The 13,982-nt window shown below is 32.9% G+C and carries 8 protein-coding genes; 4 read left to right on the top strand and 4 right to left on the bottom strand.

The annotated features are described in order from the left end of the window. Nucleotides 1–114 precede the first annotated feature (114 nt). Nucleotides 115–5,991 carry an alpha-2-macroglobulin family protein gene (locus FNJ88_RS13310; protein WP_143853717.1) on the bottom strand — a complete coding sequence of 1,959 codons (5,877 nt, stop codon included), beginning with the start codon at nucleotides 5,989–5,991 and terminating at the stop codon, nucleotides 115–117. A gap of 57 nt (nucleotides 5,992–6,048) precedes the next feature. Between FNJ88_RS13310 and FNJ88_RS13305 the strand changes: the two genes are divergently transcribed. The 4 genes from FNJ88_RS13305 to FNJ88_RS13290 all read left to right on the top strand — a co-directional run bounded on the left by FNJ88_RS13305 (nucleotide 6,049) and on the right by FNJ88_RS13290 (nucleotide 10,161). Then, a complete protein-coding gene (locus tag FNJ88_RS13305) occupies nucleotides 6,049–6,810 on the top strand; it encodes a hypothetical protein (protein ID WP_143853716.1) in 762 nt (253 codons plus the stop codon). A gap of 27 nt (nucleotides 6,811–6,837) precedes the next feature. Further along, complete coding sequence (locus FNJ88_RS13300) at nucleotides 6,838–8,640, top strand: hypothetical protein (protein WP_228414533.1); 1,803 nt, start codon at nucleotides 6,838–6,840, stop codon at nucleotides 8,638–8,640. 148 nt (nucleotides 8,641–8,788) lie between these two features. Then, on the top strand, nucleotides 8,789–9,868 hold the full coding sequence (gene recF, locus FNJ88_RS13295; RefSeq protein ID WP_143853715.1) for a DNA replication/repair protein RecF: 1,080 nt from the start codon (nucleotides 8,789–8,791) through the stop codon (nucleotides 9,866–9,868). Next, complete coding sequence (locus FNJ88_RS13290) at nucleotides 9,865–10,161, top strand: hypothetical protein (protein ID WP_143853714.1); 297 nt, start codon at nucleotides 9,865–9,867, stop codon at nucleotides 10,159–10,161. Before recF ends, FNJ88_RS13290 begins: the two co-directional genes overlap by 4 nt. On the opposite strand, the gene FNJ88_RS13285 is transcribed toward FNJ88_RS13290, so the two are convergent. The 3 genes from FNJ88_RS13285 to FNJ88_RS13275 are packed head-to-tail and all read right to left on the bottom strand — an operon-like array spanning nucleotide 10,139 to nucleotide 13,936. Continuing rightward, the gene (locus FNJ88_RS13285) at nucleotides 10,139–12,172 is read right to left on the bottom strand and encodes a recombinase (RefSeq protein ID WP_143853713.1); all 2,034 of its coding nucleotides are present in this window, start codon (nucleotides 12,170–12,172) and stop codon (nucleotides 10,139–10,141) included. The genes FNJ88_RS13290 and FNJ88_RS13285 overlap by 23 nt on opposite strands. Before the next feature lie 19 nt (nucleotides 12,173–12,191). Further along, complete coding sequence (gene mtgA / locus FNJ88_RS13280; RefSeq protein ID WP_143853712.1) at nucleotides 12,192–12,836, bottom strand: monofunctional biosynthetic peptidoglycan transglycosylase; 645 nt, start codon at nucleotides 12,834–12,836, stop codon at nucleotides 12,192–12,194. 53 nt (nucleotides 12,837–12,889) lie between these two features. After that, nucleotides 12,890–13,936, bottom strand: a complete 1,047-nt coding sequence (locus FNJ88_RS13275) for an ABC transporter substrate-binding protein (protein WP_143853711.1) — start codon at nucleotides 13,934–13,936, stop codon at nucleotides 12,890–12,892. Between the last annotated feature and the right edge of the window lie 46 nt (nucleotides 13,937–13,982).

Raw genomic sequence — 13,982 nt, 5'->3', positions numbered from 1 at the left:
TTTTTTCTCTCAAATGATAAAAAAATCCGCTTCAAAATTGAAACGGATCTATTTAAAACTTTGCTAAAGATTTTGAACTTTAACTACGTCGAATCTTCGATTTGGCAAAGAAAATTATTCAGTGATTGTGATTTTTGTTCCTTTCGTATGTGCATTCATTTGCGGTGCGTAATAATTTTGCAACGTTGTGATTCCATTGCTGAAAGTTCCGGAAGCATTGCAGATATAATCATACTCAAAAACATATTTCCCTTTTCTCATATTCTCGATATAAAAATTGGTGGAAGCATCTTTGGTCGATTGATAATAACCCAATCCGTTTTTCCATTCATAGCCAGAAATCACATTTAAAGGTTCAAAACCTGCAGCTCGCATATCTTTTAAGTGAATAAATTCCATGTTACGGTCGGTATTAAGAATCATTCTTACAGTGACTTTATCACCAACTTTCAAAGGCGTATCTCCAGCAATTTTCTTCAATTCCTCGCCATTCACCGTTTTCACTTTCTTGTACAATTCTTTGGTAATTGAGATATAAGATTCGGACGATTTTATTTTATCTAAATCTTCATAATATTGCCAGAATAAACCACCTTGCACAATTCCAGGACCTGGTTTTGTTACGGTTACAGTTCCTAAATCTTTATTGATCTCTTCTGATTTTATAGTTTGTTTAATATAACCAGTCGCGCGCTGCTCCTTCTCCCTTGGCGAACGTTGGGATGAGGATCCCCAAATAATAGTGGCTTTATCGCTTTCTGAAGAAGTCCATGATTTGCCTGAATTTAAAATCGTGAAAATCACTTCTGCTGTTCCGCGCGAACTTCCCCAAGAATTCACTTCTTTCTGAGTAATCAACCAAATCTTCATTTCCTCAATCATTTTTTCATCGTTCGGAGTCAATTTATTAAAGGCTTCCAAAGCTCCGGCGTGGTTCACCGTTTTTGAAGAATACCATCCCCAATCGTTCAGATTTTGTTTCCAATAAATTCCCTGAGTTTCTGATTCGGTTGAAGTTTCTTTTAAATAAGTCAGTAATTTTTTAGATAAAATAGGAAGTTTATAATCATCAAAAAGTAAAGCAGCGCGGTGCAAACCAAAGAACGTGAAATCTTTGATTTCTGATTTTGGCGCTTTTTGAATAACTAATGTTTTTAATTGCGCTCCTTTTCCTTTCAGTGGAAATTCTTTTTCCCAATAATGACGCGTATCTAGATAGTCCAAAACATAGTTATTCCAAACGTACTCTTTCTTAACGTCCCAATATTTATGAACTTCTGAATCAACGTAATTAACCAGTTTAGAAACCATTTCTTTTTGTTCCGCAGATTGATATTCTGTAGTATTTCCTTTCAGCCATTCATTTATTTTACCAAGATTTTTCAAGATGTACAATGAGTTGTAATAAGAACTCGGATAACCTTGATACCAGGAAAATCCACCATCAGGATTTTGAAGTTTCAGCAATTCGCTCCAATCTTCATTAATCGAATTTCGCATCGTATTCGCATCGAACAAACGCGCTAATTTTTCCATTTGTTCCGTTTCGTTTTTCGATTCTAAAACCCATGGTGTTTCTTCCAGCAACAATTGTTTCAGTTCCTGATTTTTATCCAGATTAGATTTTAATAAACCTTTCGACTGATACTCTTCAAAAACCTTTTTCAGTTTTGGATTGGCTTTAAAAATTTCGGAAGCTAAAACATCGGCAGACCATTTGTTGAAAACGACATCTGCAGAATTGTTTTGGTCATTTTTTAAACTTGGCAAAGCAAACATGATTTCCCATATCGGATTGGTTGTCAATTCCAAAGTATTCGAAAAGTTGGTCGCAGTTGTCGAAGTATTTTTCGCCAGATTCTCTAAAACAAAAGTTTTGGTTTGTCCTTCTTTCACAAATATTGGAACAGCATCTGTAACCAACATTCTGTTCGGTAAAACAGCAATGGCTTTTTGTTCACCATCAGAGAAATTTCCAGCTTTTGCTACGACTTTAATGATCATTGAAGAAACGTCATTTGGAACTTTCAATTTCCAGGTCACGACGGAATTTCCTCTCTCTGCTAAATCAAATGTTTTCTGAGTTTCATTTAAATTGAATTTGCTGGAAATATCTTCATTCGTAAATGCATCTAAAATTTGCAACTGTGCTACTCCGCTCAATTTTTTATCGACCAAACTGGAAAGTTTTGACTGCAGATTCAGTTCATCACCCTCACGTAAAAAGCGTGGATAATTCGGCGTTACGGAAAACTCTTTCTGAGTTACGACTGATTTTTCTAAAGTTGCTGACCGCGCATCTTTAGTGTGCGCTAAAAACATCAGTTTCCATTGCGTTAATGCTTCCGGAGAAGTGAATTCAAAAGTTACATTTCCGTCTTTGTCGGTCATTAAGTTTGGGTAGAAAAAGGCAGTTTCGTTTAGATTTTGACGAACTGGAATTTTATCTAGGTTTTCTTTTTTTGTACCTGCTCCAACCATTACAACTTCTTCATCAGAAATTAAACCTGATGTTGTTTCTAATTGTTTTGCGATTGGTGGCGGTGGAGATTCCATTTTCGCAGAAGCAGTTCCTCTAATAATATTTAGATTTTTTGCATCTGACATTTGCACTCCTGAAATTCTACCAGATAAGGAATTATTTACAAGACCACCATCAAACCAATTAAAATCAGGAATATTTATATTCTTTTGGTTTAAATAAGGTACTCGCTTGCTATAATTTTCTTGCGACAAACCTTCATTAATCCGATAAGAATTCATGAGAAAATATTTCTGATAGATCTGTTGCCAGGAGAAACTATTACTCGCAAATTGATCCAAAGACTTATCATACATATTCGCCAAAACTTCGGAGTTGATCTTCTCTTTATCCTCACCCAAAACTTTAACCGTCCATTTTTCTTTTTGTCCGGGCTCTAATTTATCCCGAAACGTGACAGTTTCAATTCGTAAAGGTTTATTGTCTGACGCAATTTTCAAATTAACCGATTGCGTTTGAACATCATTAAAAGCAACCAGCTGAAACTGAACATTGATTTGATCAATGCTTTCGTCTTTCGGGAAATTGACAACATATTCTAAAAGTCCATTCCGATTGCTATCGGAATTAAGCTTCTTTTGCTCCGTTACCGTTTCACCATTCCCATTTTGAACATAGACATTAACCAAAGCATCCGGAATTGCAGAATACACAAATATCTTCGCTTTTTCAGTTCGCTTGAATTCGTCTTTTGGTTGAAGAACTTTTAAATAAGGTTTCTGCGAATCTGCTAAAAATCGTTTGTCAAAAACTTCAAAAGTTTTTTCAATTTTAATGGTATCTTTTCCTTCAATATTAAAGAGTTCGAGTTTATAATTTCCGGCAGCGAGTTTGCCAAGATCCAAGGATTGTTCATTTCGCTGGACTCCATTCAGAATGACAGATTGTTCTTTCCATTCTTTCTCTTCTTTGGAGAAATAATCGTGTGGGAATTTCTGAACGAATTCTTCTTTTGAAAACTTCGGTAAATCCTGAATTTCAGTTTCGAAATTTGATCGAAAAACTCTTTCTTTCGGTTGAAGTTTTGAAAGTTTAACTTGATATGGTTTTTTTAAATTTTGGTCATTGTAATTCTTAGTCTCAACATTAACCTTAATTGGTTCATCGGTGAAAGAATCTTTAATATCATCGGTTTTGATATAATGAGAAACCGACGCGACTTTTACATTTTCCGTCGCAGATTGTGTTTCACCATTAATGTCGGTTAATGACGCATTAATTTGATAATTATCGATCTGAATCCCTTCTAAAGTTTCATCTTTCTTTAAATCGATTTTAATGATGAACTCTCCTTTCTCATTGGTTTTCACTTCTCCTAAAATGGAATTTTCATTATCGTTTCCACGCGGATACCACCAGAAATATCTCCATCGGATATTCTGTTTTTTAATTTCATAATTCACGGTTGCATTACTCAAAGCCACACCGGAAAACATCAATGCCTTTCCTTTCAGTTCAATGGTTTGTCCGTATTTGTATTCCTCTTTTATCGGATCAAAAGTCACTTCAAATTTTGGTCGTTTGTATTCTTCAACCTGAAAATATTTCGTCGCATCATTATTTACATTATCAGAATCTACTTCCAAAGAAAATTGACCATTCAATTTTCCGTTCGGCAAAGTGAAACTCCCATTATAAGAACCGAACTCGTTTGTCGTAAATTTTTGAGTAGAAATCTCCTCGCCGTTAGCATCGTTAAGAGTAATCTTCTGAGAAATTCCAGCAGAAACGGATTCTTTATCCAAAAGTAATTTAGTGTTAATCACCTTAAAATAAACAATTTGTCCTGGACGATAAATGCCCCGATCGATAAAAATTTGGGCGAGATTTTGTTCTCCTAATTTCTTCGGCTCATTATAATATTGATTGCCATAAACCTGCATTAAATTATAATCATTTGTAGAAGGCTGTTGCACCAAATAATAGCGATAATACCTATTGTCTTTGGAAATCGGTAATTTGAAAACTGCAGATTGGTCAGTTTTTGCACCAAAAGAATTGGCTTTATTATCATTGGTAAATTCAAAAAATTTCAGATTTTCATTTGAAACTGATTTACCATTTTCACGATTGACGAGTTTCAGTTGATTGTCAGTGGTTTTTCGGTCATCTTTTTTATTAAAAATAATTCGCGAATTGGTTGTAATAAAATAGAAATTATCTTGAATAGAATTTTCCACAACATATTCCGCAAGATAAATCCCAGACGGAAGTGATTTTATTTCTAACGAAGTTTTGTGATTTTTATAATCTTTTAAGTCCTGTAAATCAAAAGACTCTTTCCGAACTAAAGTTTTCTTAACGGCTGGAAAACGGGTTTTATCATAAGAGTTAGCCACATATTTTAAAAAATTCTGTTGATCATCTTTAACTTCGTAAATATTTAAAGAAAACTTGGTCACATTTTTCGCTTCTGCTACCAAATGAATAGGAAGATTTGCTTGCGTATGTTTTTCAAAATGAATTGCTAATGTTGGCTGTAGAATACTATTTTCCTGATTGATAATATTGTTAAGAAATTTGGATTTTGGATAACTTTTCTTTGCTTCATTGATTTGAATTAAAGCTGACTTATAATCTCCTTTATCTCTTAAATGATTAATGATTTCCCCAATAACAACGAGTTTATAATCGTCTTCTGAATTTGATTCTTTTACTAATTTTTGCAGTTGTTCAAATTTATCTTTACAATTTGAAAAAGCACAGTAATCATTTAATTTCTGATGCTGAAAATAGAGTTTTGAATTTCCTGAATTTTTCTGAATCAGTTCCGAATATAAGTTAGAAATTTTTGATTGATTGACTTTCAATTCATTGGGCGTGAAGAGTTGAGAATTATTGTAGAACTTGATTTCGTTCATCGCATTCCAATCAAATAAGGTTGGAAAATATTCTAAATCTTCAGTTAGGTTAAAAATCTCCTTATACTTAGACATTGAGATCTTTTGTAATTCCACTTTTTTAGATTCTAAACTTTGGAAATGTTTAGCTAAATAATTTTTAAAATCTAATTTTGACCACGTTTCAATTTCAGCAAAATCCTGATTATTAAGATTCGTTCTTTGATTAATTCGCCATTGATTTTGATTGTAATAATCACTAAAAAATTCACCTAACAAAACCTGATACAACAATTTCTCATCATCTTTTAATTTCTCATCTAAACCATTCAGTTTCGTAAAAAATTTACTTGATGCATCATTTTTAGTATCATCATAAGTTTGATTAACAATACTGAATTCTGCTTTCAACGAACGAATGAGTTGAACGGCATTTTTTTCTTTCATAGCCTGGTTTTGAATTTCTAAAATTAGAGGAAGATTCGATTTGAATTTTCCAGTCTTGGAATTTTCTGATATCTTTTTCCATTGATCATCGTAATGTTTTTGTCCGAAAACATAACTGAAACTTATTAATAACAGGAGGATTGTAAAAATTTTATTTTTCATAGATTTGTTTCTAATTTGAAACCTTCAAGGTTTTAAAAATCTTGAAAGTTTGTGAAAATGCATCGTTTAAATTTACTAAAAAAATACATCATCGACAGTCAAATTTATGTTTCTTTAATGGGAACTTTATTTGCTGTGTTTTTTATGTACGAGCAGGATATTATCAAAACTCCGACCATTGCGCTGATTTTCATTACTTACTTTAGTGGATATCTTTACACAAAATACCAAAATAGCGGAAAATTATTTTATAAAGTTCTGATATTAAATCTCATTTCAGGTATTATTTCGGCCGGATTGATTATCTATAATCATAACGACGGTCGCTTGGTAAAATGGTTAATCATCATTGTAATTGGTCTTCTGTATGACAGTAAATTCTTGAAATATTTTGTCCGGAACATTCCACTATTTAAGATATTTTATGTGGGTTTAACTTGGGCTTTAATTAATTCGTGGTTAATTCTACCTGTTTTTCATCCCGAGATTTTCTGGATTAGTTGGTTGTTTATTACAGCGCTGGTTTTACCTTTTGACATTCGTGATATGAAATCGGATACGGTAATTACTTTCCCACGATTAATTGGCGAACAGAACACCAAATACTTTGCTTATATTTTGGTTTTTATAAGTTTAATCATTGCGATTTATTACTTAAAAACTGATTATTCATTTGCTTTCTTCTTAACCGCGATAATCACTTTTGTCTTGATTTACTATGCTGAGAACTCTAATAAAGATTCCTATTTTTCTTTTTGGGTAGAGAGTTGTAGCGGATTGCCTTTATTATTTATTATCTTGCAATGGCTTATTAATTAACATTCACTTTTCCGTAATTATAATCAATTGCAATCGAAATTTATCTTTTTCACCGTTCTCTTTTTATTCTGTATTTCTTTTGTCTCAGCTCAAGAGAAAAAGGATTCTTTATATTATAAAATTGAAGAATTTTCTGATAAAAGAAAATCCACCAGATTTATTCATCGTTTTATTTTCCGGCGCGAAGCTGACTCTTTATCGGTAAAGTCAAGAGCGAAAGAACATTCTCAGAAATCTTTTGATGGAAAAATAATCAGAAATATTAATATTGAAACCATCGATCCTTTTGGTTATAAAATTTCAGATAAGAATGCAGATCCTAAATGGTATGATCGACTGACAGACCGTATTCACATTGATTCAAAAAAATCTACCATTAATAATTATCTCCTGTTCAAAAAAGGGGAAGAATACAACGCTCAGAAATTGTATGAATCAGAGCGTGTTTTGCGAAATGCGCAATTCGTCAACCGAGTAAACATCAGTATTATTGATAGCACTTCGACGAAAGATTCAATTGATGTTTTGATAAAAGTTCTGGATTCCTGGAGTTTAAAACCCAGACTAAGATTTTCCGGAAGTAAATTCGGGGCAGGAATTAAAGACGAGAATCTACTCGGTTTAGGACATGAAGTCAATTTTCTTTACTCTAATAACTTTAAGGAAAAACAGAACAATATTTTAGGTAGCTATAAAGCCTTTAATATTTTTGGAACTTTCATTAACGCCGGAATTCTGGTAGAAAAGGATTTTTCGGATAACGAGCGAGTCAATTTTAGTGCAAATCGCGATTTCTTCTCTCCACTGACAAAATGGGCAGGAGGATTTACCTTTGAATATTTTATGAGAAAAGTTTTGATGCCGCTGGAAAATACAGAAGTTTTTCCGGAAGTTCAGATTAAAGTCTACAGTCAGGATTTATGGGGCGGTTATCAGTTCCCTGTTTTCAAAAGTAACAAAGACGAAATCTCCAGAAACATTGCGTTGTTGGCACGATTTCAAAATTATCAGTACAAAGACAATCCAGAAATTGATAAGGAGGGCTTTTTTACTTCATATAATAGTTTATTAGCTTCAGCAACTTTCATTGAAAGGAAATTCTCTATTAAAAGAAATGTTTTTCAATATGATCTTCCAGAAGATATTCCTTATGGGAAATCTTTTGGTATTACTGCCGGATTATTTAATAGGAGTAGCAAACCCCTTCCTTATGCTGGCATTTCTGGTGGCTTCGGAAGTTTTATTAATAGTGGCTACTTTACGGTTAAAGCCGAATACGGAAGATTCTTTAATGCCGCAAAAGAAGACAGCGATTCTTTCCGATTTGATGGAACCTATTTTACTAGTTTACAGGATTGGAAGTTTGCCAAAGTAAGACATTTCTTTTCTCCTACTTATGCTTGGGGCAGCAGGCTCTATAATTCTTCTTATAAAGACCGAATGAATATCTCTGCACAAGAAGAATTTCCTGTATATAGCGGAGATTATATAGGAACAAAGAAACTTATCCTGCGCTATCAGACTCAGTTATTTATTGATAAAACCTGGAAGAATTTTCATTTTAGCCCTTACAGCATCGTAGCGGTTGGTTGGCTTTCTCAAAACAACGAAAAATTATTTCATTCCAAAACAAGTTCAAAAATGGGAATCGGAGTTTTGATTGACAACCCGTATTTGGTTTTCAATAGAATTCAACTTTCCTTTATGTATTATCCAAATGTCCCTTTTGGCAACAATTCGTTGTTTGAGTTTAATGACTACCATAACAATATGCTGCCCTTAAATTCTTTCGGAACAGATAAACCGCATTTTGTAAATTTTGAAAACTAAAATTCTGCAGACTTTCTTTGAGCGTGGTCTAGATTGAAATTTTTATCTTTACTGAAAGTTTGGAGTGAGATTAATTGAAGATGAATTATGAGATTTTTTTTGCTAACTTATTACAATAAAGCTGCTCAGCATAAAAGAGATTCGAAAAATGATCATTAAAAAACTATCCCTTATCAACTTTAAAAATCATCATGAAAGAAACTTTGAGTTGTCCCCCCAAATTAATTGTTTTGTAGGTAATAATGGTATTGGAAAAACAAATATCCTCGATGCACTCCATTATCTTTCCGTTGCGAAAAATTTTCTCGGAAATAAGGATTTAAGTAATATCAAAGTTGGTGAAGATTTTTTTGCCATTGAAGGAATCGTTGATGATGGAGAGAAAGAAAACACAATTAAAGTTCAACAGCCTAAGGAGGCTAAGAAAATCATTAAAAAAAATGATAAGACTTACGATAGGATTTCGGATCATATCGGTTTTTTACCCAGCGTAATTATCTCCCCATATGATTCTAACTTGATATCCGATTCAGGAGAAAGTCGTCGTAAATTTCTGGATGCTATGATTTCTCAAACAGATTCAGATTATCTTTTCAATTTAATTCAATACCAGAAAACCGTTCAGCAGCGAAATGCGTTGTTAAAAGATTTTGCTAAGAATAGATATTTTGATAATGACAGTTTGGAAATTTACAATGAACCTTTAATTAAATATGGAACAATAATTTTTGAGAAAAGAAAAGAATTTACAGAATCGATGGTTCCCTTAATTCAAAATTACTATGAAATTATCTCCAAAGCAAATGAAAAGGTTTCAGTAATCTATGAATCTGATCTTAAGGAACAAACTTTTGAGCAGTTGCTAAAAGCTAATTTCGAAAAAGACCGTATTTTAACATATACTTCTAAAGGAAGTCATAAAGATGATCTGCTTTTTGAAATGAATGGGTTCTCTATGAAGAAAACTGCAAGTCAAGGTCAGCAAAAATCTTTCCTTATCGCTTTGAAATTGTCACAGATGGTTAGAATTAAAGATTTGACAGGTAAAACCCCTATCCTATTATTAGATGATATCTTTGATAAGTTAGATGATTCCAGAGTTTCTCAATTGATTATGTTGGTTAATCAAGAACATTTCGGTCAAATTTTTATTACCGATACGAGCAAGGAAAGAACTGAAAATATAGTTCGAAGAATTAATGAAGAAAGTAAAATTTTTGAATTATGATGAAGAAAAAGAAAAGAGAATATCAATCTTCAGAACTGATTAAATCATTTGCAAGACTCTATGGTTTTGAAAATAAATTACTGGCTTTTGAGGTGAAAGACTTTCTGCACGAGTACCTAAACGATGCGCTCTTCAACGAAATAGAATCTGTTAATCTGCATAAGAAAATTTTAGAGATCAGAATAAAATCTCCGTTATTGAAGAATGATTTCAGAATGCGAAAAACATCTTATTTAAAGAAATTTCAAGAGAAGTTCGGCGAAGAAAATATTATTGGTCTTCTGGTTTTATAACCACTGTATTTTCTACCATTTCCTGCGTACTTGTATCTAAGCTTGATCGGATCGGCAAGAAGAATCGCAGAGGGTTCTTCATAAAATAGTTGATAATCTCCCGATAAATTTCTTTTACTTCGCCAAAATTAACTTTCCTGGATCGGAATGCCAAAATCATTGAAAGTCCAAAACTTACCGCAAAGTTGAAAAATCCTATTAGAAAAACAGTAAAAAAAGCGATCCAGAATGTTTTGGCAGTGACTGAAAAATCCGCGCCATATAAACCTAATGCAAAATTTCCTGAGGCAAAAGTAATGTGTCGGATATCTAAATCAAGACCGAAGAAAAGTCCGACAGGCCCAATGACTCCAAGAAATACACCGAACCAGAAGTTAGAGATAATCCCGGCCCAGTTTTTTGCATAATATTTAGATAATCCTTTTGCTACTGATTGTGCAAAAAAATAATTTAAAAATGGATTCTTTTCAATTCTTTTAGGGATGTGATAAAACACCGAGCTATTTGCTACATTTCCTGCAATAATACCGGAAATAAAAAGAAAGAAGCCAGCAATACAAGCGTGAAATATCGCTTTTGATTGAAACGGATCCAGCTCATTAAGCATCTTTGCAGACTTTTCAGCGGCAAAATTTTGTGCAAAAAACACATCCATTCCGTATATAATCATTAAAGCAATTGGAAATGCCAAGAGCACATTACCCATAAATGCGATAAATTGTGATCTGAAAAGCCTTGAAACCAAATGGGCAAAGTCCACATAATTCTTCTTCGTATTCTCTCCTTCCGACAGAACTTTTGCCATTGTAGCAGCGGTCATCGCTGGCTGTTTCGTAGCCAGAACGTAATTCATTAAATAAATCATAACGAATCCCATTGCGTAATTGAAGGCATACAGGAACGCATGTGAAAAATCACTGCCAGGAATATAGCCATACAATAATTTGAGCACACACAAAGCTCCTACGATCACTCCACCACCACTGGATCGCAAAAACATATTCAAGTAATCCTTTTTTGAAGAGGTAATGTAATGTGATCCTGTTTCTGCAGTATGGTTGGTTATTAAATGTGATTTCAGCGTGGTACTGTCAGAAAAAAGCTCAACAAGGTTATTTTTATGTGATTTATATTCTAATATTTTAAAAAAGAGTTTTTTAGAGTTTTTTAAAACATCCTCCTCTTTATCAAAAACCATCACTGAAAGAATATCTGACATTCTTTCTAACTGCTGCCGGATTTTTAATAGTGACTGATTAATTTTACTGGATATACCATATCTAGAGCTGTTTTTAAAAGCAAGAGCGACAAAATCCAAGCATTGCTGCATATAAACCTTAATTTGTTTATAATTCACACTTTTAGAATCCAGTTGAAATTGTGGATCGTCTCTAAAACTATGATTCAGCAGATCAATTTCATTCTGCATGGCTAAGAATGGATTGTCAAAATTCCTATATTCTGGTGCCATATTTACGACCTGCACATCCATCGCGTTACCAATAATACGCCAGGCAAGAATATTTAAGGAAAATAGTAACTCATTTTTGACTGTAGTTTTAATACTTAAATTATCAATTTTCAATAATGTAAAAATCTCATTGATTTCATCATCACTCAATCTGCTAAAAAAAGCCAAATCAACTTTTGGTCTAACAGAAACGGTATCAACAATATACCAGATGGTATCTTCATTTTCGACATTAGGCAAAATAGAGTCTAGGAGTCTTTTCTTCAGTTCGGGATAAAAAGCATTTTCAGAAAGAATATTTGCTTCTGTCAATGATAAATTAAAAGGTTTACCATCAAAAATATTCCGGATATAATAGCCAAGATTATCAGTAATCTCCCTGTTCTCTTTTAAAAATTCTAGAACGTGCTGAAAATTACTTATTCTTATACTTTGCAACATTTCCATTAATGGATCCAAAGACTTCGTCTCATTTCTGAAACTGAAATATTTGGTTAAGATAGAATTGAAATCCTCTTTATGTCTAAAACTAAATGCCATAATTCTCAGTAAAGATCAATTATTTCAAGGTAATATTATTCATTTGTCTCATGATCCAAGAATGCTTCTTATTCAAATATGCGGAAGGATTATTAGGATCATATTTCTTAGGATTTGGTAAGATAGTAGCTATCCAGGCTGCTTCGCTCTTGGTCAAATCTTTAGCACTCTTATTAAAATAATATTTTGAGGCAGATTCCACACCAAACACACCACGCCCCATTTCAATGGAATTCAAATACCTTTCTAAAATCACATCTTTGCCCCAAACCAGCTCAATAATAAAAGTATAAACCGCTTCAAAACCCTTCCGGACCCAGCTTCGACCTTGCCACAGAAAAATATTTTTTGCAGTTTGTTGCGAGATCGTACTTCCACCACGGATCTTTTTACCTTTCTGATTATGCTTCATTGCCTTTTCTATGGCTTTATAATCGAAACCATTATGATCAAAAAAGCTTTGATCTTCGGAGGCAATGACTGCTTTTTTCACATTAGTTCCCATTTCCTCATAGGATACATAGTCTCTTTTTAGTTTTCCAAATTCAATTAAGCCACCAATTTGCGTGATGGTTATGGGTGGATTGAAAAACTTACCCCAAACGATAAACAAAATATTCGCCAGGATGACGATAAAGATGAGTTTCTTAATTTTCTTCCACATAAATAATGAATCAATAAGTGATCGGTTTTCAACGTGCAAAAATAGACTAATATTTAATTCAATTCTTTAAAATAAGTCAATTTATAATCACTAAGTAAATCCGGGTGAAAAATTTTGATATAGTCCTTTAGTACAATATCGGCACGAACGACTCCACTTTCAAAATAATCATTGGATTTCCCTTGTGATTTCCGGTCAATTGTATACAACTTCCCCTCATTAAAAACCGGAAGTTTAGTATAGTTAGGATTAATTTGTAATAATTCCTTTTTATTTTGATGATTACCAATATTTACCCAATATTCCGCTTTTTGGCTTTTAGTAAAAACTTCTTCAAAGCTCATAGGAATTGCTTTCGTGTCTGGATTATCAGCATTAATGTATGTTGCATTTGCATCTGAAATAAATCTTGCTAAACTAGATTCTCCTCCTGGTAAAAACCATTGATTGCCATACATTTCATTCGCAAGAACGATTGGTTTTTTCTGTGAAGCTTTTGCCTTATTTTTTAGAGAATCATAACTTTTTTGAATTCCTTCTAATGTAGAGATTGCTTTCTTTTCACTATTAAATAATTTTCCGAAAACTAGTAGATACTTCGATTTTTCGAGAGGATTATGTTCCAGATATTCGTCAAGAAAAATAACTTCGATCCCGTTTTTTTTAATCAAATCATAAGTGTTCTCGAAACTAGGAATATAATTTGTAAAAATCGCATCAGGTTTCAACGCTATAATTTTCTCTAAATCATATTTTTGATCATTACCCACATTTTGGATGCTTCCATCTTGTATCAATTGATGAACTTTCTCTGCATAAACATATTCCGGACTGGAAATGCCAATAATTCTTTGCTCCAAATTAAGTTCGGTAAAATACCCAACCAAACTTGCGTTCAACAAGATCACTTTCTTAAAAGGAAGTTGATTTGTCGGAATACGGTAATTAAACTTCCCTGATTTTAAATAAAAAGTAGCAACATCTTCTTTAAATTGCACATTTTCAGAAACAATTTGCCAGTCATTTGAGGGGGTAGCATTTTCTTTTTTACATGAAAAAAGAAGAAAAAACGATAAAAATGTAAAAAAAGTAGATTTCATTATTTGAAAGGAATAAAAAATTGTTATATTTGCAGACCCTTAAAAA

Source organism: Chryseobacterium sp. SNU WT5, from assembly GCF_007362475.1.
GTDB lineage: Bacteria > Bacteroidota > Bacteroidia > Flavobacteriales > Weeksellaceae > Kaistella.
Note: the sequence above shows the minus strand (reverse complement) of the source record. Positions and strands in the feature narration are given on the sequence as shown.

What these genes read in the sequence shown, in the direction of transcription:
- FNJ88_RS13310 (WP_143853717.1), bottom strand. Translation starts at nt 5,991, where the DNA reads ATGAAAAATAAAATTTTTACAATCCTCCTGTTATTAATAAGTTTCAGT.
- FNJ88_RS13305 (WP_143853716.1), top strand. Translation starts at nt 6,049, where the DNA reads ATGCATCGTTTAAATTTACTAAAAAAATACATCATCGACAGTCAAATT.
- recF (WP_143853715.1), top strand. Translation starts at nt 8,789, where the DNA reads ATGATCATTAAAAAACTATCCCTTATCAACTTTAAAAATCATCATGAA.
- FNJ88_RS13290 (WP_143853714.1), top strand. Translation starts at nt 9,865, where the DNA reads ATGATGAAGAAAAAGAAAAGAGAATATCAATCTTCAGAACTGATTAAA.
- FNJ88_RS13285 (WP_143853713.1), bottom strand. Translation starts at nt 12,172, where the DNA reads ATGGCATTTAGTTTTAGACATAAAGAGGATTTCAATTCTATCTTAACC.
- mtgA (WP_143853712.1), bottom strand. Translation starts at nt 12,836, where the DNA reads ATGTGGAAGAAAATTAAGAAACTCATCTTTATCGTCATCCTGGCGAAT.
- FNJ88_RS13275 (WP_143853711.1), bottom strand. Translation starts at nt 13,936, where the DNA reads ATGAAATCTACTTTTTTTACATTTTTATCGTTTTTTCTTCTTTTTTCA.